Here is a 22,318-nt window from a genome sequence, read left to right on the forward strand (position 1 = left end):
CGGGTTTTCCCTAGTGAGACCGCCTGTCGCAGGAGGCCGGCCATGAGAGCCCTGCGCCTGCACGCGCCGGACCTGGATCCGGCCGAGGCCGCCTTCGCCGCCCTGGACCTGGCGGTCGGGGCGTTCGACGGCGCGCCGGCCCGCCTGGTCTGGCGCACCGACGCCTTCGCCCGGCTGATGCCCGAGGCGTCGCCCGGCGACGTCGCCCCGCCCGCCCTGGACGCCGCACTGGCGGCGGCGGCGCGCGGCGAGACCGCGCCCCTGTCGCTGGAGGCCGGCGAGGCGGTGCTGGAGGTTCGACCGGGCCGCAGCGCCGACGGACGGCTGTATCTGAAGCTTTCCGACGCCGCCGAACGCCAGGAGGCCGAGGCTCGCCGCCTGGCGGATCGCGAACGCCTGCTGCTGACCTCGCGGGTGATGTCGGTCGGCGAGATGGCGACGATGATCGCCCATGAGCTGAACCAGCCGATCGGCTCGATCGCCAATATCGTGCGTGGCCTGAAGGCAAGACTGTCGCGCGACGCCCTGACCGTGGCTGACGGCGTCGAGGCCTTGGACAAGGCCGCCGACCAGGCGCTGTACGCCTCGGGCGTGATCCAGCGCATGCGCTCGTTTGTCGAGCAGCGCCAGCCGCAGGTCGAGCCCCTGGACCTGCCGCGCCTGGCGCGCGCCACCCTGGACCTGCTGGACTGGGAAATCGCCCGCGACCGGGTCTCGGCCCAGGCGGTGTTCGACGACGACCTGCCGCCGGTGCTGGGCGACGCCGTGATGATCCAGCAGGTGCTGGTCAACCTGGCCCGCAACGGCCTGGACGCCATGCGTGGCGAGCCCCAGCCCCGCCGCCTGACCATCACAGGCCGCCGCCTGGAGGGCTCGACGCGGATGGTCGAGCTGACCGTGACCGACACGGGTCCCGGCGTCTCGGAGGAGGCGGCGGGCCGGATGTTCTCGCCGTTCTTCTCGACCAAGCCCGGCGGCATGGGCGTGGGTCTGGGGATCTGCCGCTCGATCATCGAACTGCATCGCGGACGCCTCTGGCACACCCGCGAGCCCGGAGGGTCCAAGACCTTGGGGGGAAGCGTGTTCCACATCGCGCTGCCGACGGCGCGCCAGGAGGATGAACCATGACCGTTCAAGACGCCGTCGCGTCCCGTTCTGAACCGCCCCGCAGCCTCGGCGCGGTCTGCCTGGTCGACGACCACGGCGAGTTCCGCCAGTCGGCCGCCTGGTGGCTGGAAAGCCTCGGCTACGAAGTCAGGACCTTCGACGATCCGCAGGCCTTCCTCGACGCCGGCGACCCGCCCGCCGACGCCTGCCTGCTGTTCGACGTGCGGATGCCGACGATGTCCGGACTGCAACTGCTGGACGCGGTCAAGGCGCGCGGCTGCGAGCGGCCGGTGATCTTCATGACCGGCCACGCCGACGTGCCCCTGGCGGTCGAGGCGATGAAGAAGGGGGCGATCACCTTCCTGGAGAAGCCCTTCCAGGAGGCGGCGCTGGAGGAGGCCCTGGGCCTGGCCTTCGCCCGCCTGCGGCCGGCGACGACGCCCGGCCAGGACCTCTACGCCCGCCGGCTGGCCAGCCTGACCGAGCGGGAGCGCGAGGTGATGGCCCTGGTCGTCGCCGGCCGGGTCAACAAGATCATCGCCTACGAGCTGGGCATCAGCCCCAAGACCGTCGAGCTGCACCGCTCGCGGATCATGACCAAGATGGAGGCGACCAGCCTGACCGAACTGGTCCGCATGGCCATCACCGGCACGACGGACGGCGACGCATGACGGACGTACTCGCAGCCGAACCGCTGGTTCATGATTTGGAGCGCTTCGACGCCGCCGAGGTGGCCGCCCGCAACCGCGCCCTGGCGGTGATGTCCGCCCTCCCCGCCCCAGGCCTGCGCATCGCCGCCAGCTTGGTCGAGCCGCCGGCCGGTCCGTGGATCCTGTTCGGCTCGGAGGCCGACGCGCCGCGCCTGGCGATCCCGGCCCTGGACGGCGCTGCGTTCGCGCCGGCGGACGACGCCGCCCTGCTGGTGGCTCTGGACCGCCTGGAGCCCGTGCTGGCCGCGATCGAGGCGGCGACCGGCCTGAACCTCGACCCCACCGACATCTCCAGACGCCCTCTGGAAGCGGGGATCGCTGTCGCCCTGGACGTGGCGCGCGACGCCGAGACGGCGCCAAGCCGCCTGGTCCTGCACGTCGCCGCCGATGCGCCCGCCGCCTGGCCGGCTCCGGCGATCGACCTTTCCGTCGACGGCGCCCACCTGGCCGTACCGATCGCCGGAAGGTTGGTGCTGGACGCCGCCGTCGTCTCCGCCGCCCGCGTCGCGGCGCTGCGGACCGGCGACATCGTGCTGACGGCCTGGGGCCCCCGTCGGCCGGGCGACGCTCGCCTTGCGCTGCCCAATCGCCACGTGGTCGGCCGCTTCGACCCCGCCGACCGCCGCTTCACCGTCATCACCCTGGAGGAGGACAGCGCCATGACCGCGCCGCCCATGGAAGCCCTCGTTCAATCGGCCGAGGCCGCCGCCCCGGACACCTCCCCTATCGCGCCCGCCGACCTGCCGGTGGCCCTGCGGGTGATGCTGGGCGAGGCCAGCCTGCCGCTGTCTGAGCTGACGGGCCTGCGCCCCGGCTCGACCGTGGTGCTGGGCGGCTCGGCCCGCGACACCACGGCCGTGCTGCTGGCCGGCGACCACCCCATCGCCACCGGCAAGCTGGTGGCCGTGGGCGAGGCCTACGGCGTGCTGATCGAACAGCTGGCGAAGGGAGCCTGACCCCGGATGGACCTGTCGTCGTTCACGCCCGGCTCGGCCCTCATCACCGTCATCCTGCTGGCCCTGGCGCCGTTCGTGGCGGTCATGGTCACCTCGTTCACCAAGATCGTCGTCACCCTCAGCCTGTTGCGCAACGCCCTGGGCCTGCAGCAGGTGCCGCCCAACATCGTGCTCAACGGCCTGGCCCTGATCCTGACCCTTTACGTGATGTATCCGGTCGGCCAGCAGATGGCGGCGGCCAACCAGGGCGTCAAACCCGTCGCCGCCGTCAGCAGCGACACCCAGGCGCTGTTCACCTACGCCGACAAGGCCAAGGAGCCGCTGCGCGCCTTCCTGATGAAGCATTCGACGCCGCGCGAACGGGCCTTCTTCCTGAAGACCGCCCAGCGTATCAACGGCCCGGACAAGGCCCGCACGATGACCCAGCGCGACTTCATCGTGGTGGTGCCGGCCTTCACCGTCTCGGAGCTGGCGGCCGCCTTCCAGATCGGTTTTCTGATCTTCCTGCCGTTCCTGATCATCGACCTGGTGGTCTCCAACATCCTGCTGGCCATGGGGATGATGATGCTGTCGCCGACGACGGTGTCCTTGCCCTTCAAGCTCCTGCTGTTCGTGCTGATCGACGGGTGGGTGAAGCTGGCCCACGGCCTGGTCCTGTCCTACACCTGAGGAGCCTCCCATGATGAACGCCCAGGCCATCGAGCTGGTGAACCAGGCGCTGTGGATGGTGCTGATGCTGTCGGCGCCGCCGATCGTCGCCGCCTCGGTGGTCGGCGTCGCCGTGGCCATCGTCCAGTCGGCCACCCAGTTGCAGGAGCAGACCCTGCAATACGCCGCCAAGTTCTTCGCCATCGTCCTGACGATCTTCCTGACCGCCAGCCTGCTCGGCGGCACGCTCTACCGGTTTGGCGATCGGGTGTTCACCGAGTTCCCGGCCATGGTCCGCCGCTGATGCCGGAAACGGCGCCGGACTGGCTCGGCGCGATCTTCGCCAACACCCTGGTGCTGGCCGTAGGCGCCACGCGGATCGCCGCGGCCTTCATGCTGCTGCCGCTGCTGTCGCCCGAGACCGTGCCGGCCCTGGTGCGCAACTCGATCTTCCTGGCCTTCGGGGTGATCGTGATCACCCTGCAGCCGCAGATCGCCCACAGCGACCTGCCGACCGTCCAGTGGATCCTGATCTTCGGCAAGGAGGCGCTGATCGGGGTGGTGATCGGCTTCTTCTTCGGGACCATGCTGTGGGCCTTCGAGGCGGCGGGACAGATCATCGACGCCAAGGTCGGGGCGACCATGGCCCAGGTCGTCGATCCGCTGAGCGGTCACCAGACCTCGCTGAACGGCGAGTTCCTGGCCCGCCTGGCCAATTTCGTCTTCATGTTCTCCGGCGGGCTGCTGCTGCTGGTCGGGACGATCCTGGACAGTTACGCGGTCTGGCCGATCGGCAGCATGACGCCGGTGCTCAGCCTGCGCAGCCTGTCGCTGTTCGAGGGCGAGTTCTCGCGGCTGATGGTGCTGGCTGTGATGCTGGCCACGCCCGCCCTGGCCATCCTCTATCTGGTCGATGGGGGCCTGGGCCTGATCAACCGCTACGCCCCGCAGCTGAACGTCTTTTCGCTGGGCCTGGCGATCAAGTCATGGATCGCCACGGCGGTGATCCTGGCCATGCTGACCGGCCTGGTCCAACTGCTGCTGAACGAGATCGGCGCGCGGCCCTCGACCATCCTGCAGGTGCTGCGGGCGATGTCGGGAAAGCCCCTCTGAAGCGGCGCTAGGGAATACCCTGATGGGGTACGCCCCAGCTAGCGGGGCCGTCGCGTCTGGAGCCAACTGTCGCTTGAGGCCGCAGGACGCGGCCGGCACGATTGGACAGGGGTTGAAGGATGACCAGCATCAACACGGCCTTGGCGAGCGCCGTGAACGCCAGCTTGCTGACGGAGATCGGGGCCTCGATGGGCCAGGGACTGCGGACGTTCGGCGCCATGCAGTTCACGCTCGGCCTGATGGCCGGCGGGGCCTTCCAGGCCGCGCCCAGCCAGCCGAAGTTCACCGCCGCCATGCCCGAAAGCGGCAAGGCCGAGATCGACCTGGGCGACGGCAACACCCTGTCGATCAACGAGGCCAGCTCCGAGGTCGTCATCCGCGACGCCGACGGCAACGCCACGCGCATCTGGGGCGACCCCCACGTCAGCTACAACGGCAAGCAGGTCGGGGACTTCTGGGGCACGACCACCTTCGTGCTCGAGAACGGGACAAAGATCACGATCAACACCGAGACTTCCAAATGGAACAACATGACCTACGCCGAGCAGATCGTCGTCACGCGCGGCGACCAGGCCTTGGTGATCGACGGGGTCAGCGAGCAGACCAAGGGCGACCTGAAGGTCTCGCTAGGCGGTGACGGCTATGCGCTCGACGCGGCCCATGACGACGGCCTGGTGGTCAACGAGAACGACGGCACCAGCAGCGGCTGGACCAGCTCGATCACCGGCGCCGCCGTCGGCCAGGCCGACTTCAACCTGACCAAGCCCGGCGCCGAGGGCCTGCGCGAGGCTCTGGAAGCGTTCAACGCCACCCTCGGCCTGATGCTGACCGGCTGGCTGCTGGGCAATCTGGTCAAGGCGGACACCGACGTCGCCGCGACCGTCACGGCCAAACCCTTCTCGACCCTGCCCCTGGTGAACGCGGCCCGGTTCTGAACCCTCGCCGAGACCGCGTCCGATCCCGGATCCGCCCACGCGGATCCGGGACTTTTTCGTGCCTGAAGAACGGGTTGGTCGCGTCGCCGTCAGTCCGCGTTGGTGCGGACCACGACCGGCAGGCCCGCCGCCGGCGGAGCCAGGGCGGGACCCGGCTCGACTCCGGCGACCATGAACCGGCGGGGACCGGCCTTGTAGCCGAACGACCAGTACTGCCCGGCCAGGGTGGACCGCGCGGGCGGCGACAAGTCAGGGTCCGCGACCCAGCCGCCTTCGGCCGCGGCCTTGCGATAGTAGGCGGTGATCGCTTCGCGGCCCAGCCCGACGGGCGCGCGATAGACCTTGGTGCTGACATTGGGGGCGCGCCAGATCTGCGGCTCGGCGGCCAGGCCGGTTTCGAGCACGCGATCGTAGTCGCCGGCCGAGGCCTGGCTCAGGGGCAGGGTGCGGGCGTCGACGAACTGCGCCGGCGGTGCGGGCGTACGCGCCGCCGGCGCCTGGCCGCAGGCGGCCAGGCCGAGGGTCGTGGCGAAGGCCGCCGCCAGCAAGGGCGGGGCGAAGGCGGTCGGTCGCGTCATCGGGCCTCGACGTCGGCGGGGCGCCGGCGTCAGGGTTTGGCCTGCCGCACGACGGTGTCCAGGGCGGTGTTGTAGGCGCTCTTGGAATTGCTGCCCACCGCCTCTTCGCCGGTCTTGGGGTTGGTCGGCACGGCGGTCAGGTCCAGCGCCTTGCCGGCGGCGGAGGGATCGTCCTGGATGGCCTTCAGCGCGGCGTTGGTGCCGATGGTCACCCATTCCTTGGCCACCGCCGCGGCCGCCCCGACGCCCTTGCCGCCTACGCCCGCCTTGTCGATGATCGTCAGGCCGCTCTTGAGCACCGCGGTCAGCAGTTCGGCCTGCTCCTTGCGATCGGTGGTGATCGAGGCGGCGGCGGCCTGCACCCCGCCCACATAGTGGCCCAGGGCCGCGGCGTTCTCATAGCGATCGACCTTGTCGCCGTTGGGCAGGGTCACCTTCTCGGTCGCCTCGAACCGGTTGATCGGGTTCTCGTTCTTGCTCCCGCCCACCTGCAGTTGCTGCATCATGTCGGCCAGCGGCTCGGTCTGCTTGTCGTTGAGCATCTGCTTGGCGTAGGTGGCGAAGGCCGTGCCGTCGCGGGTCTCGCTGTTGAACGACAGCTCGCGCATCACGCCCGACACGTCGCTCTTGAGCACCGCCGTCAGGCCCTCGGCCATGGTCCGCGTCGCCGCGTCGCGGTCCATGACGCTGACGCCCAGCAGCAGGTTCTGCTGCGGAACGTCCTTCAGCACCGCCGAACCCTCGGCGAACAGCCTCGCCTTGAAGTCGGCGTCGGTCGACTGGGCGCCGGCTTCCAGGATCGCCTTGTAGGTCGAGGTGTCCAGCGAGGTGCTGTTGCTGTGCGCCGCGCCGCCCATCGATATAGTGGTGGTGTCCATCTCTTCACGATGGATGGAGGCGGACAGCACGCCGCGCAGTTGCTCGGGGCTGAGGGCCTTGAACGCCTGCTCGGCGACGGCGGGATTGCCCTTGAGGCTGGCCAGCACGTGGCCGACCGCGGCGGCCTCGGCGTCGCCGTGGCTGGTCACGCGGATCGAGCCGCCCAGGGTGAACGGGCTGGTGGTGTCGGCGGCGTGGTCCAGGGTCGAACCGGCCTGGGCCTTGACGAAGTCGAGCTTGGCGTCGGGGGTGGCGTGGGTGGCGATGGCCTTGCCGAGGGCCTCGACATCGGCCTTGCCGTGATAGTCGCCGCCCGCCTTGGCGAAGGCGTCCGACAGCGCCTTCAGCTCCGTCCCGCCCAGGTCCTTGGCCATCTCGGTGAAGAAGTCGCGCTTCTCGTCGGCCGACAGGCCGCCCAGGCCGAAGCTCTTGCCGTCGTTGATCTCGGAGGCCAGCTTGTCCAGCCCGCCGTCCTTGGCCAGTTCGCTGATCGCCGCCTTGGCGTTGGTCGCGTCCAGGCCCTTAAGGGCGCTGACGGCGTTCTTCACGTCGCCGTTGGTGATCGGATTGAAGAAGCCGCTTTCCATCGCCTTGTGCACGGTCTTGACCGCATCCTTCGCGGGATCCAGCGAGGGCGGCGGAGGCGGCGGCGGAGGGGCCTGGCGGACCGTGGTCGAGGATGTGGCGTCGAGCATGGCGAAACTCCCTGACTGGCCGCCGACCTCGGCGACGCCGGGACTTTCGTCGCGGACGACCGCAGCCGCCAGCTAGGGAATTCCCTAGTCTTGGCGATCAGGCCCCACGCTCTCCCCCCCTCAGGTTGCGCGCGATCTCGGAGCGCGCGATGGTCGGCGGCCGCGATCTCGCCGTCCTACGGAACCCCAAGGGCAGACGCGGGGTTCCACTTCCAACACCAGCGCTTCCAGGTATGTCGGACTTCATGCTTTCTCGTCGTTTGACCGACCTGGCTCAGGCCGAGCGCTTTCAGCTGCTCGTCGACGCGGTCAAGGACTACGCCATCTATCTGCTCGACAGCGAAGGACGCGTGGCGACGTGGAACACCGGCGCCCAGCTGTTCAAGGGCTATACCGCCGATGAGATCATCGGCCAGCACTTCTCGACCTTCTACACCGAGGAGGACCGTGCGGCGGGCCTGCCCGAACGGGCCCTGCACACCGCGGCGACCGCCGGCCGGTTCGAAGCCGAGGGCTGGCGCGTACGCAAGGACGGCACGCGCTTCTGGACGCATGTGGTGATCGACCCGGTGATCGAGAACGGCGAGGTGATCGGCTACGCCAAGATCACCCGCGACGTCTCCGAGCAGCGCGCGGCCGACCGGGCGCTGTACGAAAGCGAGCAGCGCTTTCGGCTTCTGGTCCAGGGCGTCAAGGACTACGCCATCTACATGCTCGACCCAGAGGGCAACATCACCAACTGGAACTCCGGCGCGCAGGCGATCAAGGGCTACAGCGCCGACGAGATCATCGGTCAACACTTTTCGCTGTTCTATACGCCCGAGGATCGCGAGGCCGGGGCGCCGGCAAAAGCCCTGGCTACGGCCTTGCGCGAGGGCAAGTTCTCCGGCGAGGCCCAGCGCGTCCGCAAGAACGGCGAGCGGTTCTGGGCCAGCGTCCTGATCGATCCGATCCGCGACGAGACCGGCAAATTGCTGGGCTTCGCCAAGGTGACGCGGGACATCACGGAAAAGCGCCGGGCCGAGGAGGAACTGGAACGCTCGCGCGAAGCCCTGGTCCAGGCCCAGAAGATGGAAGCCATCGGACGCCTGACCGGCGGCGTCGCGCACGACTTCAACAACCTGCTGACCGTGATCCGCGCCTCGGCCGACTTCCTGCGGCGGCCGAACGTGCCGGAGGAGAAGCGGGCGCGTTATGTCGAGGCGATCGCCGAGACCGCAGAGCGGGCCGCGACCTTGACCGGGCAGCTTCTGGCCTTCGCTCGCCGCCAGCCTCTCCAGCCCGAGGTCTTCGACGTCTGCACGCGCCTGAGGGGCCTTCAGCGGATCATCGGCAGCATGATCGGCTCGTCGGTGACCATGCAGAACGACCTGCCGGAGGCGGAGCACGTCGTGGAGGCCGATCCCACCCAGTTCGACACCGCCATCCTCAACATGGTCATCAATGCGCGAGACGCCATGCCCCGCGGCGGGACGATCAGGATCGGCGCGCGGATCGTCGACGGCCTTCCCGCCGTCCGAGGCCATGCCGCCGCCAGCGGAACGTTCGTCGCCATCGAAATCTCCGACGATGGCGAGGGGATGTCGCCGGAGACCCTGCAAAAGATCTTCGAGCCGTTCTTCACCACCAAGCCGGTCGACAAGGGCACGGGCCTGGGTCTGAGCCAGGTCTACGGCTTCACCAAGCAGTCGCGGGGTGAAATCGACGCCCGGAGCCAGCTGAACGTCGGCACGACCTTCACGCTCTACCTGCCCAGCGCCGACGGACAGGTCCCGACGATTTCCGCCTCTGGCGGCGACCTCGCCGAGGCGTCGAACGTCCCGCGCCGCCGGGTGCTGCTGGTCGAGGACAACGAGGGGGTCGGCAAGTTCGCGGCGGGCCTGCTCAAGGAGCTGGGCCAAGCGGTCACCTGGGTTGGGGACGGCCAAGCTGCGCTCAGGCAGCTGAACAACGATCCCGGCGGCTTCGACCTGGTGTTCACCGACGTGGTCATGCCCGGGATCAGTGGACTGGAACTGGCCCAGATGATCCAGAAGCAGCGGCCCGACCTGCAGATCGTGCTGACCAGCGGCTACAGCCACGTCATCGCCGAGCAGGGCGCCCAAGGCTTTCCACTGGTGCGCAAGCCCTATTCCATCGACGGTCTGCTGGCGATCCTGGCCTCTAGGCCGGATCAGCGCGGATAGCCGCCCACCTCGTTCTCGTCGTCGATCACCCGCCCGGTTCCCTTGCCAACCTCCTGGACAATGCGGCGGTCGACGGCGTCACGGTCCCAGGGCCGGGCGCCGGCGTTGGCCAGGACCCTGGCCTCGACGAGCGTGGCGTCGATCGCATGCAGTCCCTCCGGCCATAGCGGCGGCCTGTCCAGCAGCCGGATCTTCGGCAGGGGCGCGGACGGCAGCACGCGGGTCGGCGGCATTTCGCCGCCGTCGGCGTAGGTCGCCAGGTTGCCGCGCGCATGGAGGTCTAGATCGCCCTGCCCCTCGACGATCAGGAACGGCAGATTCGGATCGGTCGAGGCGCCCCCCTTGACGACGTTGCCGACCAGGGCCAGGCGTCCGGTCCGCCAGGCATGACCCACCCACTCCGAGGCGTTCAGGGCATAGTGCATGGCCCGCGTGCCCGGATCATAGACCAGGTTGTTGACCGAGACGGCCTCGACCGCGCCCTTGAACAGCTGGTTGCGCTCGCGGTTGTGGGCGTAGAGGTTGCCGACGATCAGCACCTGGGTGGCGTTGTCGTGGATCAGGCTGCCCTTGGAGTGCTCGCCCTTCACATGGCTGGCGTTCGACAGACCCTCGGCCACGATGTTGTTGCTGAAGGTGATCCGGTGCGAGGTCCCCTCTTGCCAGCCCTTCGGATCCTCGCCGCCCGTGAAACGCGGGCCCGAGGCCGACAGGTTCTCGTCGGTGGCCCAGCTGATCGAGCAGTGGTCGACGATCACGTCGTGAGCCTTCCAGCAGGTAATCCCGTCGACCTCCCAGCCGCTGCGCGAGGGCGCGCCGTCGCGGCCCGCCCGCACCCGCAGGTGGCGGACGATAACGTCGTGGGTCTCGATCGCCAGGCCGCCTTTGATCAGCGTGACGCCGGGCGACGGCGCGGTCTCGCCGGCGACGGTCAGGAAGGGTTCGGCGACCTTGAGACTGTGCCGGCCCAGGTCGACGACCCCGGCCACGTCGAAGACCACGGTGCGCGGGCCCTTGGCCGCCAGCGCCTCGCGGAACGACCCCGGACCGGAGCCGGACAGGCTGGTGACCCGGATGACCTTGCCTCCGTCGCCCCCCGGCGTGCCGCCGGCCCAGCCCAGCCGTTCGAACATCCGCGGCCTGGGCGCCGCGACCGCGCCGAAAGCCGGAAGCCCCAGGGCGCCGCCCAGCAGCATCGCCCGCCGCCCGATCCTGGTCACTCTCACCACGTCCGCCTCCCTCAAGATCCGCGCGCCAGCCAGTCGACGGCGTTGGCCAGCCAGCGCCGCTGCAGCGGGCCGGCCATGTCCGGCAGCCGGTGGACCAGGACCCGCATCCCGACCCGGCGCGCGATGAAGCTGGCCGCCCCGTTCTTGCGGTCGTGGTCGCGGCTGTAGGCGGCGATCACCTCGACGCCGTCGCCATCGACGACCAGTCCGTTGGACGGCTGGCCCTCGACCTGATGCAGCACGCTCAGGCCCCGGTCGACCGGCAAGCCGGCGAAGGTGGAATGGGCGCGGACATAGTTCCAGTTGCCCATCCAGGGCGCGCGCAACCCGCCCACCTGGCCGGCGTCATCGAACAGGCCCAGGCTGGAGAGCTGCCGGGCCACACCCTCGGCCAGGCCGTCTTCCTGAACCATGGCCAGCAGCGGAACGCCGGCCTTGACCGCCGCCAATACCTCGGGCGGCAGTTCGCCCAGGACGACGACGGGCTTGTCGCCCTTTTTGGGCTGGGCCTCCAGGCCGGTCTGCTCGCCGACCTGTCGCCGGACGATCTCGTCGCTCTTCAGGCCCGAGGCGATGACGCCGTCGTAGCGGACGCCGGGCTTGAAGTCCTCGAGGACGACGCCCTGGAGGAGCGCCAGTTGGTCGCGCAGGCTGCGGGCTATGCCCGAAACGCCGATGCGCGCGGCCTTGGCGGGTTTGGGCCCAGGCCCGGTCACCCAGATCTCGCGGTCGGAGACGATGTCGCCCAGGGCGATGCGGATCACGTTCAGCCCTTCGCGCCGTAGGAGCGGGGTGCGGACGCTCTCGGCGACGAGATAGCTGAAACGGTCTGGCGACTGAGCCGGGGCCGGCCAGCGGCCCAGCGCCTCGACGGCGCCGTCGGGTCCGACCAGACTGAGGACCAGCTCGCCCGTGACGGCCCTGCCTGTGTCGTTCAGCAGGTAGAGGTCCAGCTCTGCGCTGTCGCCCACGGCATAGGCCAGGGCCCGGGGCTTGGCGATGGCCAGCACCGGCCGCAGGCTCTGGCTCAGCAGGGCCGGATCGGCCTTGAAGCCGCGCAGGTTGTCGACGATCCCCGAATGGTTCTCGATCGCCGTGCTCTCCCAGCCGGAGATGGCGGCGACATCGACGGTGTCGCCGATCCGGATGTTCTCCAGATACTCGCGCCAGGCCTCGTAGGCCTTGCGGCCGACCGACAGGAACAGGCTCTCGCTGGTCGGGAAAGCCTTCTGAAACCCCCAGCGCTCGAGATAGCTGTTGGTGGCCGCGACCACCGCCCTGTGGTCCTCCTGGTCGTAGCTCTTGCCGCCGTTGGCCAGGATCTCGGCCAGCATGGCCGAGTGATTGTCGGCGACCGCGCAGCCCTGCATCTCGCCGAACTCGACGATGAACGGCTTGCCGGTCTGGCGATGGATGTAGTCGTCCTTACCCTTGTAGAAGCGGTCGTACCACTGGTCGCCCGCCCCCTGGTGGTTGACCCACCAGCCGCCCCACGCGTCCCTGTCCGAACGCCAGTAGCGATCGTCATAGGGCAGGTACATGGCCTGGGCGGCGCCCCGCGCCACGAAGCCGTCGTTGAGGATCACCGTGCGGCTGGGATCGACTTCGTGGATCGCCTTCAGCACCGCCTGGACGTCGGGATTGGCCAAATCGGCCCCGATCTCGTTCTGCAGGGTGTACTGGACCAGCGACGGGTGGGAGCGGAAGGCCCGGGCCATGGCCTTGCACTTCTCGACCATGAAGTCGCGGCTGAAGGCGTCCGCCGGCGATAGGGCCTCGCCGGGCTTGAGGTCTTTGCCGATGGCGTGACGACCGCCGCCCGGCTCCATCACTCGCAGCAGGCCCATTTCGTCCATGGCCGTGAACACCTCGGGCTTGCCGACGTTGCGGTGGAAGTGCAGCGTGTTCAGGCCTAGCGTCCGGGCCGCGCCGACCTCGCGCCGCGCCAGCTCCGGCGTCGGCCACAGGCCATTGAATCCCCAGTAGCCCCACGAGATCGCCGAATAGAGCCGCACCCGCCGGCCGTTCAGGCGCAGCAGGGCGTCGGAGCCCAGGCCCTCGGGCGCGAACCAGCGGAAGCCGAAACGGACCTCGCGACTGTCGGCGGCGTCGCGGCCCCCGGCCCAACCCAGACGCAGGCGATGGAGGATAGGCGTGTCGAGATCCCAGAGCTGGACGTCGGGCGCCGAGACCGTGAACCGCGCGCGCAGGCGGTGGTCACCGAGCCTCTCCAACGCCTCCAGCCGGATGTCGCCGACGACCGGCCGGCCCGTGTCGTCGACCAGGACCGCCGAGGCCTTGGCCTTCAGGCGCTCCAGCTGCCCCTCGGACACGGGTCGCTCCAGCGCGACCTCCATGAAGGCGGTGACGCGACGCGGGTCGGGCGTGTTCAGCACCCAGGCGTCGTCGATGCGCGCCGCCAGGGGGTGGACGCCGAGGGTCAAGCCGCGATCGAGGCCGCCGAAGCCGTGCGAGGCGAACAGCTTGGCCTTGCCCCACATCATGGTGGTGCTGTCGCGCCAGTCGAACCGGCCGCCGGGATTGGTGATGCGGATCGCCAGGCGGTTGGCTTGGCCCGGCCGCATGGCGCGGGTCAGGTCGCAGGCGATCGGCAGCTCCGACATGATCGAATAGCCGACCAGCTGCTCGTTCAGGAAAACCTCGGCCCGCAGCCGCGCGCCGCGGATGTTCAGCATCACCCGCTTGCCCTTGGCGGACGCGGGGATGTCGATGCTCCTGGACCACCACGACACGCCCTTGTAGGCGCCGTAGCGCGGCACCTCATCGTCCTCGGCGTAGCGGTACTCGTCAGCGCCGTACGGGCGCGTGCCGAACTTGCCCCAGAAATGCTGCTCGACCGTGGTCGGCAAGGTCACCGTCACCGCGTCGGGCGAGGCCAGCGCGCCCCAGCCGCCGGTCGGCGGATTGACCGGCAGCGCCGAGAGGTCGAACCGGCCCGGCAGATGGATCTCGTCGTCCTTCCAAGACGCGGCCGTGTCAATCCACAGGCTCCAGCCCTGGTCGGGGATGGCCAGAGGGTCGGCCTTGGCGGCGTGCGTCAAGTTGGGCGCCAGGCTGGCGGCCACGCCCACGCCGCCAGCGGCGAGCAGGCTTCGTCGGTCTACGCGCATCGTCGAACTCATCAGGCTTGAAAGGTCACGGCCGCCATCCGTCGGCGCCGGCCAGGAAGGTGTCGCGCGACCAGGCCTTGGCCTCGTCCGCCGTCAGCTGGCGGCTGCGGCGCTCGCGCGTCCGGGGACTGGCCCCCTGCCCCGTCGAGGCGAACTCGGCATAGGTGGCGGTGCTCAGGGTGTCGGTCTTGCCGGGCGTCCATTCGCGCCAGCCTTCCGGATGCAAGGCCGCATCGATCTGGGTGCGTAGGAAGACGACGGTCGCATAGGGTCGCCAGGCGCGGCCGAAATAGAGGACCCCCACCGTCGGGTCGGCGGTGATCCGGCAGCGGTCGAAGACATAGGCGCTGTCCTGGTCGGGCCTGGACTTGCTCTGGGCCGTGATCATCACCGTCTCGTGGGCGATGCCGTGAATGTGGCAGCGATCGAAGAACGCCTTGGCGTCGCCGAAGATGAAGTCGACGTGGCCCTCGACATAGCAGTCGCGGAAATATTGCCGGCTGGGCGCGCCCTTCTTGCTGGCCGCATAGAGCGTGTCCTGGGCGCCCAGCAGGCGCACGCGCTCCAGCACGGCGCGGTCGGCGGTGATGGCCAGGGCCACGGCCTGGGACGGACGGGCGTCCTTCAGGTGATAGTCGTTCTGGATGGTCAGGTTGCGGGCCTGAAAACCGTCGCCCGACACATTGACCGAGGCCGACTTGAACGTGCCGCCGGCGGTGATCGCCCCGTCGCTCCAGACCAGCACCACGTCCTGCGGCCGCTTGCCCTTGCCGACCAGGCGGACGTTCGGCTTGGCGATCTCGAGCTTCTCGCGATATTCGCCCGGCGCCAGCTCCAGGGTCCCGCCTTGCGCCGGCAGGGCGTCGACGGCGGCCTGGACGCTGGCATAGGCGCCGTCCTTGCCGACCCGCACGGTCGTGGCCCGGGCGCCCAGGCCGACCGCCAGCGCGGCCAGCGCGCAGATGAGGGCGATCAGCCTGGCCACGTTCAGGCTTTCCTCAGCACGCCGTCGCGCGCCGTCAGGCGAACGCGCTGGCCCTTCTTGAGGTCGAGGTCGATCGCCGAGGCGCCGTAGCGGACATGGTGACGGCCGTCGGCGGCTGCGGTCAGCATCGCGGACTCCAGCCTGCCGCGCGTCCAGGTCACGTCGACGCCGACCGCGCCCCGGGCCCGCAGGCCCGTCAGGCGCCCGGTCGGCCAGGCCGACGGCAGGGCCGGCAGCAGCACGATCTGGTCGTTGCGGCTTTGCAGGATCATCTCGGTCATGCCCGAGGTCCCGCCGAAATTGCCGTCGATCTGGAACGGCGGGTGGGCGTCGAACATGTTGGGATAGGTCCGTTCGGGACCCAGCAGCAGCGACAGGATCCTGTGGGCCCGGTCGCCGTCGCCCAGTCGCGACCAGAGGTTCAGCCGCCAGGCGATGGCCCAGCCGGTCGAGATGTCGCCCCGGGTGTTCAGCGACGCCTTGGCGGCCTCGGCCAGTTTCGGCGTGGTGTCGATGGCGATCTGATCGCTGGGGAAGACGCCGTACAGGTGCGACACGTGGCGATGGTGGATGTCGCCAGCGTCGGCGTCCCAGTCCTCCTGCCACTCCTGCAGTTGGCCGTCCTTGCCGATCCTGTACGGCGCCAGCTTGTCGCGCGCCGTCGTCAACTGGGCGCTGAACGCGGCGTCGCTATCCAGGATGGCGGCGGCCTTGATGCAGGCGGTGAACAGGTCGCGGATGATCGCCTGGTCCATGGTCGGGCCAGCGACCAGGGACGAGCCGTGGCCGTGATCGTTCTCCGGAGAGATCGACGGGTTGGTCACCAGCTTGCCCGACTTGGGATCGACCACCAGGGCGTCGAGGAAGAACAGGGCCGCGCCGCGCATCAACGGATAGACCTCGGCCAGATAGGCGCGGTCACGATTGTAGTCGTAGTGGTCCCACAGGTGCTTGCAGAGCCAGGCCCCGCCCGTCGGCCAGACCCCCCACATAGCGCCGTCGATCGGGCCGCTGGCCCGCCACAGATCGGTGTTGTGGTGAACGACCCAACCGCGGGCGTCGTACATCACCTTGGCCGTGCGGGCGCCGGTGACGGAGAGGTCGCGGACCATGTCGATCAGCGGCCGCACGCATTCGGCCAGACCGGTCGGCTCGGCCGGCCAGTAGTTCATCTCGGTGTTGATATTGATCGTGTACTTGCTGCCCCAGGGCGGCGAGGTCTTTTCGTTCCAGACGCCCTGCAGGTTGGCGGCCTGCCCGCCGGGACGCGAGCAGGCGATCAGCAGGTAGCGGCCATACTGGTAGTACAGAGCCGCCAGCGCCGGGTCATCGCTGGTCTGCGAGGCCTTGATCCGCTCGTCGGTCGGCTTCAGCGCCGCCGTGGTGGTTCCGAAGTCGGCCTCCACGCGTCGGAACAGGGCCCGGTGATCGGCTTGGTGGGCCGCCAGCAGGACCGGCCAGGACTTGGCCGAGGCCTTGGCCAACACCGCGTGGTTGACGGCGACCGGATCGCCGCCCACGTCGTCGAAGCGGCGATAGCTGGTGGCGGCGGCGATCAGCAGCAGCACCTCGTCCGCGCCCGCGACCGACAGCACGCCGTCCTTGGCGCCCAAGGTCCCGCCTTTGTGGATCACCTGGACCCGGCACTCGAACGTCAGCCGGGCGGGAATGCCTTCCTGACTCTCGTTGGCGCCGGCCAAGACCAGGGTGTCGCCGCCCTCGACCCTGGAGACGGGCTTGGACTTCAGCGGACAGTCGAACGCCAGGTCGACCGAAATCGCCCGGCCCTTGTCGGCGGTCAACCGCACGGCGATCACCCGGTCCGGATAGCTGCCGATGACCTGGCGCGTGTATCGTGTCCCGCCGATCGCGAACCGGGTCGTGGCGATCGCCCCATCCAGGTCGAGCTCGCGGACATAGTCGGTCGCCTGGCCGTCGAGACCTGGGAAGGCCAGCTTCAGGTCGCCGATCGTCTGGTAGGCCATCTGCCGCTTGGGCTTGGCCATGAAGCGGGCGTTGGCCACGTCGGTGGCCTTGGCGTAGTCGCCGGCGTCGATCAGCGCCCGGATCTCCGGCAGGGCCTTTAACGCCTCGGGATTGGCGGGATCATAGGGCCCGCCCGCCCACAGGGTGTCCTCGTTCAGTTGCAGCCGCTCGGCCGCTACGCCGCCGAACACCATCACGCCCATGCGGCCCGACCCGATCGGCAGGGCTTCCACCCATTCCTGAGCGGGCTGGCGATACCAGAGCTGCAGGGGCGAAGCTGAAGCGGCCTTCGCCGACGCCAGGCCGCCGGTCGCGGCTCCGGCCGCCAGGGCCAGTGTGGTTCTACGGGTTAATCGCACGGCAAGGTCCTCGTGGGGCGAACTAGGGGATCAGGAACCTGCGCAGGGCCGGAACGGCCTTGGCGAGGTCAGCCGTGACCATGGTGGCGAAATAGTCCGCCCCTGTCTCGCCCAGGTGGGTATAGTCGAACGACAGCTTGGCCTGGCCCATCGGCTCGACGGCCGCGTTTTTCTGGTCGGCATTGGCGGGGCCGGCCAAAGCGACCCCGGTGCTGGCGGCGATCGTCGTGCCCGTGCGGGCCGCGGCCAGGACCTCGGGCGAGGGCGGCTTCTGGGCGAAGCGCGTCGCCTCGGCCGCGCCCATGGCCTGGACCGCGGCGGCGCTGTCGGCGTGCAGGTCGACCAGCGGCGTCCCGGTCTCGGCCGCCACCTTGCGGACCGCCTGGGCCCACGGTTCAAGGTCGTCGACCAGCTTGCCGTCCTTGAACTGCCGTCGGGTCAGCGGAGTCACCAGCACCGGCTTGCCGCCGGCGGCGCGGACGTCCTCGACATAGAGCTTCATGTTGGCCGGGAACTCCATGGCCAGATCGGTCGAGCGGCCGGGCTTGCCGGGCTGGTCGTTGTGGCCGAACTGGACCAGCACATAGGTGTCGTTGAACCCGCCCGACCGGATCTCGTCCATCGCCAGGGCCCACGAGCCTTCCGTTCGGTAGTTGCCGCTGCTCCGACCGCCGCGTGCCAGGTTGATGCAGGCGGCGAACGAGGTCACGTGCTTGGCGCAGAAGCTGGGCCCCCAGCCGCCCTGCACGGCCGTCGTGGAGTCGCCGACCAGTACGATCTTGATGGCGTTGAAGCGGGGCGCAGGATCGGGAACGGGAGTCTGGGCCCGGGCGCCTGCGGCGCCCAGGGCGCCGGCGGCCAGGCAACCGGCAAGGAGAAGAGCTTTGAAACGCATCCGTCGTCTCCGGACTGGGACCTGAACAAAGGTGGCGGACGGCCAGGAAGGACGGCCATCCGCCAAAGTCACCGCGGGAGGCGGCTTGGCGACCGGCTCGCGATTGGTCCGGCCCAAGCCGGCCGACCGCGGGCCGAAGGGGATCAGTACTTGTAGCGGACGCCGATCCGGTAGTTCGGACCGGTCCCGCCGTAGGACTGGACGACCGGGTCGGCATAGGCGAACCGTTCGGCCATTTCGTTGGTGATGTTCAGCGCCTCGAAGGTGATGCTGACCTGCTTGAGCGGCTGGTAGCGCATCGAGAAATCCACGTTGGTGGTCGACTTGGCGCCGCTGAACTCGTTGATCAGCGGGCTGTCGCAGGCCGAGCCGTTGGCCTGCAGGCCCGGATCGCAGTTGCCCGCGCTGATGGGATAGGTCGTGTAGTACTGGCTGCGATGGGCCACCGAGACCCGGGCGTTGAACTTGTCGGTCTCGTAATAGAGCGTGAAGTTCACGCCCTTCGGCGACGCGCCCAGCCACGGCCCCTCGCCGTAGACCGGCGCCTTGGTCACCGCCCCCGTGGCGGCGTTCACCGAGCCCGGATCGAGAATATAGGTCAGCTTGGTGTCCAGCTTGGTCATGTTGAACTGGACGCCCAGGTTCTTGAAGTACCAGGGCAGAAAGGTCAGGTCCTGCTGGTAGTTGAACTCCCAGCCCTGCAAGACCCCGCCGGGCGCGTCGCGGACCTGACGGGCCAGCACCGGATTGTCGGCGTCGATATAGGCGCGGCGGAAGACGTCGCCGCCGGTCGTGCCCGGGAACTGCAGCTTCAGCTGGGCGATGGCGTCGGCGTCGAGGAATTCCGACAGCGGCGCCTCGTAGAAGATCGTCTGCGGGTACGAGGCGATGTCCTTGCGGAAATAGCCCAGGCTGATCAGGCCGCCCGGCGTGAAGTACCATTCGGCGGCGACGTCGTAGGCTTCGCCGCGGAATGGCGAAAGCTTGGGATTGCCCACGGTCAGCGTCGCGCCGGTGCTTGACCCGTCGCTGGGGATGCTGATGCCCGTCACCGCCGGCGACAGGTTGCCCAGCAGCGGACGGGCCATGACCTTGGCGGCGGCCGCCCGGACATAGAAGTTGCGGAAAGCCTCGAACGTCACGTTGCCGGCCGGCAGGGTGTCGTCATAGCTGTTCTTGCCGTAGATCGCCCGGCCCGCGGTCGTTTCGCCCTGGGCGTCGACGGAGGTGTGGGCCTGGCGGACGCCGATGTTGCCCGACAGGCGGCGGCCGTCCAAGACGTCGTAGTTGAAGTTGAACTGGGCGTAGTAGGCCAGGTTCTCCTCGGTCACGCCGAACGAGGCCGAGCGGTTGCGCTTCCGCGTGATGCGGAAGTCGCCGTACTTGTTGATGCAGTTGCAGGTGAAGCCGAAGACGTTGTCGAAGGCCTCCAGGCTGGGCGCGAAGAAGCTGGTGGTCGTGCCCTCCGGCACCTTGAGGCCGTCGCCGAACTCGACGACCTGGCCCAGCGAGGCGATGCTGACCCCGGCCTCCTTCTCGGTCGGGTTCAGGATGTCGCTATTACGCTCGAACTGGTTGGTGGTGAACTCGAAGCGCCGGCCCGTGCCGCCGAACTGGATCGTCCAGTGGTCGTCCACCTCGTAGGTGAAGTCCGCCTTCAGACCCTTGTAGGTGTTGACCGTCTCGCGCTCGTAATTGCGCATGGCCGAGAAGCCCTTGATGATCCCCCACTTGTTGGGATCGGCGGCGTTGAAGCCCGCGTCGAACCTGGGCATGCCCGTCGCGCCGCGCTCGTCGAAGATGAACGGCTCGGCGGCGTCCATGTAGTTGAACTCGACCAGCGTGCCCTGGTTCTTGTTCGTCGATTCCGACAGGCCGGCGCTGAACTGGCCCCTGAACCGGCTGCTGAACTCGTGCGTCAGGTCCAGGGACACCTGGCGGAAGTCGGTGGTGTAGGCGCCGCGGTCGGCCGCCGAGCGCCAGTCGACATTGCCCAGTTTCAGATATTCGGCGTTCTGGCCCACCACCTCGGCGTCGAGCAGCTTCACCGACGGACGGCCGATCAGGTCGCCGCGGAACGGCAGGCTCGCCCCCGGCCCGGCGTAACCGGGTGAGGTCGGGCTGGTGTAGTATTCGTAGGGATCCAGGTTGTAGGGGTTGTAGCTGAAGCTGTAGCCGCTGACCGGCGTGGTCCCATAGATCGACTGTCCGCAATCCTGGCCCGGGTTCAGCTCGGTTTCGTCGACGAACGTACAGCTCCCGGGATAGAGCGCGCGGCGCTGGGCTGCGGTCATGGCCGACCCGGTTCGCGCCGTCGCCGTAGGCACGTTGGCCCCGTAGGCATAGCTGGCGTTGGTGTTGTTGCGGTTCAGGCCCACCGGCGAAAGGCCGTAGTTGGTGGTCACGCTCTTGAAGCGCGAATACAGCGCGTCGACCGTCAGGCGCGTACGGTCGCTGATCTGGACCTGGAACGCCCCGGTCAGGCCCAGGCGCTCGGTGTCGACGTCCTTCTGGTTCAGCGTCGGCAAGGCCGGGAAGCGGATCAGCGAGTCGTTGCAGCCCGGGCTGGTCGGGGTCAGGGACGCCACCGGCTGGGCGGCCGCGGCGGCGCAGTTCGGATAGAGCTTGGCGTAGGCGGCCGGGTCGGACCCCGTCATCTCGGCATAGGCGGCCGGATTGGCCAGCGGGTTGTAGTAGTTGGCCGGATTGGCCTTGTAGGTGTCGAGCGCGGCGCCCGTCAGATTGGTGGGGATCAGGGCGCGGAACACCGTGCCGGTCGGCGCGGCGAAGCCGGCCCGGCCGGGCAGCTCGTCGCCGGTCCAGGTCGAGCCGCGGTAGGTATAGTCGGACGAGCCGGCGCCCCGGCCATAGTTGTCGTCGATCGACTTGCGCTTGGCGTAGGCGCCCGACAGCAGCAGGCCGACCTTGCCGTCGAACCAGCGGTCCGAGGCCAGGACGGTCAGGCGCGGGCTGTGGGTCTTGCCGTTCTCGTAATAGGAGTCCTCGGCCGAGGCGGCGAAGGCGGTCTTCTTGTAGTCGAACGGCTTGCCGGTGATCAGGTCGACCGTGGCGCCCAGCGAGCCTTCGTCGGCTTCGGCCGATGACGACTTGCGCACTCGCACCGAGCTGAACAACTCCGAGGCGAAGGCGTTGAAGTCGAAGGCCCGCGAGCGGTTGGGGCTGGCGCCGGCGTCGTTGTTGGCGCCCGTGGACAGCGCCTCCATGTTGTTGATCCGCACCCGGCTGAAGTCGCCGCTCAGGCCGCGAACGCTGATCGTCCGGCCTTCGCCGTTGTCGCGATCGATCGAGATGCCTGGCAGGCGCTGCAGGGATTCGGCCAGGTTCGAATCCGGAAAGTCGGCGATGTCCTCGGCGTTGATGGCGTCGAGCATGACGTCCGAGGTCTTCTTGGTCTCCATGGCGCTGCGCAACGACGCGCGATAGCCGGTGACGACGACTTCCTCGACCACATCGGGCCCGCTGGCTGTCGCCACGGCGGGGTCCTGGGCATGGGCTGCCGCCGCCCCGAGGCCGATCGAAAACGTGGCTGTGAGCGCCGCCGTCAGCGCTCGGCGCGACGTGTCGCGCAGCAGGGCGCGGGTGCGCGGATGCGTGGACGTGGTCATGGACTTTTCCTCCCCAGTCGGTCCCGGGCGGTTCTTGACCACCCTTCGCCTTCCGGCCTTTTGTCACCGGTGTCATAAGGATAGACATGGCAATAACTTGGAGAAAAGGGGAAAAGTTAGCGATATCATGCAGAAAATTCTGAATATTATTCCTTTTCGGAACTCGACAAAGAACGACGATTTCGGCCTATCGATCCGCACAAAAAAGTCGAGACCAGCCCATTTTTTTCGCTTTCGGTTGATCGCGCCGCCGTTCCCTTCCATCGTCGCGCCTTCAAGAAAAAGACCGACGTGACTGGG

The 22,318-nt window shown here is 68.8% G+C and carries 16 protein-coding genes; 8 read left to right on the plus strand and 8 right to left on the minus strand.

The genetic code is table 11. The features are described 5' to 3' along the window. Window positions 1-42 precede the first annotated feature (42 nt). From EV278_RS06330 to EV278_RS06360, 7 genes are all read left to right on the plus strand, one after another. Window positions 43-1,128, plus strand: a complete 1,086-nt coding sequence (locus EV278_RS06330) for an ATP-binding protein (protein WP_132088199.1) — start codon at window positions 43-45, stop codon at window positions 1,126-1,128. Further along, window positions 1,125-1,778, plus strand: a complete 654-nt coding sequence (locus tag EV278_RS06335) for a response regulator (RefSeq protein WP_132088202.1) — start codon at window positions 1,125-1,127, stop codon at window positions 1,776-1,778. The genes EV278_RS06330 and EV278_RS06335 overlap by 4 nt, the downstream gene beginning before the upstream one ends. Continuing rightward, window positions 1,775-2,773 (plus strand): FliM/FliN family flagellar motor switch protein, encoded by a 999-nt coding sequence (locus EV278_RS06340; protein WP_132088205.1) that lies wholly within the window; start codon window positions 1,775-1,777, stop codon window positions 2,771-2,773. Before EV278_RS06335 ends, EV278_RS06340 begins: the two co-directional genes overlap by 4 nt. Window positions 2,774-2,779: 6 nt before the next feature. Continuing rightward, entirely contained in the window at window positions 2,780-3,442 is a 663-nt protein-coding gene (sctR, locus tag EV278_RS06345) for a type III secretion system export apparatus subunit SctR (protein ID WP_035071130.1), read from the plus strand. Window positions 3,443-3,452: 10 nt separating this feature from the next. Further along, on the plus strand, window positions 3,453-3,725 hold the full coding sequence (gene sctS, locus EV278_RS06350; protein ID WP_051963481.1) for a type III secretion system export apparatus subunit SctS: 273 nt from the start codon (window positions 3,453-3,455) through the stop codon (window positions 3,723-3,725). Further along, window positions 3,725-4,534, plus strand: a complete 810-nt coding sequence (gene sctT / locus EV278_RS06355) for a type III secretion system export apparatus subunit SctT (RefSeq protein ID WP_132088208.1) — start codon at window positions 3,725-3,727, stop codon at window positions 4,532-4,534. The genes sctS and sctT overlap by 1 nt, the downstream gene beginning before the upstream one ends. A gap of 119 nt (window positions 4,535-4,653) precedes the next feature. Continuing rightward, window positions 4,654-5,469: a DUF1521 domain-containing protein gene (locus EV278_RS06360; protein WP_132088211.1), complete on the plus strand. Its 816-nt coding sequence runs from the start codon at window positions 4,654-4,656 to the stop codon at window positions 5,467-5,469. An 89-nt stretch (window positions 5,470-5,558) separates the two neighbouring features. Here EV278_RS06360 and EV278_RS06365 read toward each other — a convergent pair whose 3' ends face one another. Then, on the minus strand, window positions 5,559-6,047 hold the full coding sequence (locus EV278_RS06365; protein ID WP_132088215.1) for a hypothetical protein: 489 nt from the start codon (window positions 6,045-6,047) through the stop codon (window positions 5,559-5,561). A 29-nt stretch (window positions 6,048-6,076) separates the two neighbouring features. After that, window positions 6,077-7,621: a hypothetical protein gene (locus tag EV278_RS06370; protein WP_132088218.1), complete on the minus strand. Its 1,545-nt coding sequence runs from the start codon at window positions 7,619-7,621 to the stop codon at window positions 6,077-6,079. A 245-nt stretch (window positions 7,622-7,866) separates the two neighbouring features. Between EV278_RS06370 and EV278_RS06375 the strand changes: the two genes are divergently transcribed. Then, the gene (locus tag EV278_RS06375) at window positions 7,867-9,807 is read left to right on the plus strand and encodes a PAS domain-containing sensor histidine kinase (RefSeq protein ID WP_132088221.1); all 1,941 of its coding nucleotides are present in this window, start codon (window positions 7,867-7,869) and stop codon (window positions 9,805-9,807) included. Here EV278_RS06375 and EV278_RS06380 read toward each other — a convergent pair. The 6 genes from EV278_RS06380 to EV278_RS06405 all read right to left on the minus strand — a co-directional run bounded on the left by EV278_RS06380 (window position 9,795) and on the right by EV278_RS06405 (window position 22,018). Then, a complete protein-coding gene (locus tag EV278_RS06380) occupies window positions 9,795-11,036 on the minus strand; it encodes a pectate lyase (protein ID WP_165916540.1) in 1,242 nt (413 codons plus the stop codon). The genes EV278_RS06375 and EV278_RS06380 overlap by 13 nt on opposite strands. 11 nt (window positions 11,037-11,047) lie before the next feature. Continuing rightward, complete coding sequence (locus EV278_RS06385; RefSeq protein WP_207905442.1) at window positions 11,048-14,167, minus strand: sugar-binding domain-containing protein; 3,120 nt, start codon at window positions 14,165-14,167, stop codon at window positions 11,048-11,050. A 25-nt stretch (window positions 14,168-14,192) separates the two neighbouring features. Then, a complete protein-coding gene (locus tag EV278_RS06390) occupies window positions 14,193-15,152 on the minus strand; it encodes a pectinesterase family protein (RefSeq protein WP_243692106.1) in 960 nt (319 codons plus the stop codon). A gap of 2 nt (window positions 15,153-15,154) precedes the next feature. Beyond that, window positions 15,155-17,497: a glycoside hydrolase family 95 protein gene (locus EV278_RS06395; protein ID WP_132088230.1), complete on the minus strand. Its 2,343-nt coding sequence runs from the start codon at window positions 17,495-17,497 to the stop codon at window positions 15,155-15,157. A 22-nt stretch (window positions 17,498-17,519) separates the two neighbouring features. Continuing rightward, window positions 17,520-18,392, minus strand: coding sequence for a rhamnogalacturonan acetylesterase (locus EV278_RS06400; protein WP_132088233.1), 873 nt, complete (start codon window positions 18,390-18,392; stop codon window positions 17,520-17,522). A gap of 143 nt (window positions 18,393-18,535) precedes the next feature. After that, window positions 18,536-22,018, minus strand: a complete 3,483-nt coding sequence (locus tag EV278_RS06405) for a TonB-dependent receptor (RefSeq protein ID WP_132088236.1) — start codon at window positions 22,016-22,018, stop codon at window positions 18,536-18,538. Window positions 22,019-22,318 lie beyond the last annotated feature (300 nt).

Origin of the sequence: Caulobacter sp. BK020 (assembly GCF_004342605.1) — a bacterium.
Lineage (GTDB): Bacteria > Pseudomonadota > Alphaproteobacteria > Caulobacterales > Caulobacteraceae > Caulobacter.

What these genes read in the sequence shown, in the direction of transcription:
- EV278_RS06400 (WP_132088233.1), bottom strand. Translation starts at nt 18,392, where the DNA reads ATGCGTTTCAAAGCTCTTCTCCTTGCCGGTTGCCTGGCCGCCGGCGCC.
- EV278_RS06405 (WP_132088236.1), bottom strand. Translation starts at nt 22,018, where the DNA reads ATGACCACGTCCACGCATCCGCGCACCCGCGCCCTGCTGCGCGACACG.
- sctS (WP_051963481.1), top strand. Translation starts at nt 3,453, where the DNA reads ATGATGAACGCCCAGGCCATCGAGCTGGTGAACCAGGCGCTGTGGATG.
- EV278_RS06360 (WP_132088211.1), top strand. Translation starts at nt 4,654, where the DNA reads ATGACCAGCATCAACACGGCCTTGGCGAGCGCCGTGAACGCCAGCTTG.
- sctT (WP_132088208.1), top strand. Translation starts at nt 3,725, where the DNA reads ATGCCGGAAACGGCGCCGGACTGGCTCGGCGCGATCTTCGCCAACACC.
- EV278_RS06370 (WP_132088218.1), bottom strand. Translation starts at nt 7,621, where the DNA reads ATGCTCGACGCCACATCCTCGACCACGGTCCGCCAGGCCCCTCCGCCG.
- EV278_RS06385 (WP_207905442.1), bottom strand. Translation starts at nt 14,167, where the DNA reads ATGCGCGTAGACCGACGAAGCCTGCTCGCCGCTGGCGGCGTGGGCGTG.
- EV278_RS06375 (WP_132088221.1), top strand. Translation starts at nt 7,867, where the DNA reads ATGCTTTCTCGTCGTTTGACCGACCTGGCTCAGGCCGAGCGCTTTCAG.
- EV278_RS06340 (WP_132088205.1), top strand. Translation starts at nt 1,775, where the DNA reads ATGACGGACGTACTCGCAGCCGAACCGCTGGTTCATGATTTGGAGCGC.
- EV278_RS06365 (WP_132088215.1), bottom strand. Translation starts at nt 6,047, where the DNA reads ATGACGCGACCGACCGCCTTCGCCCCGCCCTTGCTGGCGGCGGCCTTC.
- EV278_RS06335 (WP_132088202.1), top strand. Translation starts at nt 1,125, where the DNA reads ATGACCGTTCAAGACGCCGTCGCGTCCCGTTCTGAACCGCCCCGCAGC.
- sctR (WP_035071130.1), top strand. Translation starts at nt 2,780, where the DNA reads ATGGACCTGTCGTCGTTCACGCCCGGCTCGGCCCTCATCACCGTCATC.
- EV278_RS06330 (WP_132088199.1), top strand. Translation starts at nt 43, where the DNA reads ATGAGAGCCCTGCGCCTGCACGCGCCGGACCTGGATCCGGCCGAGGCC.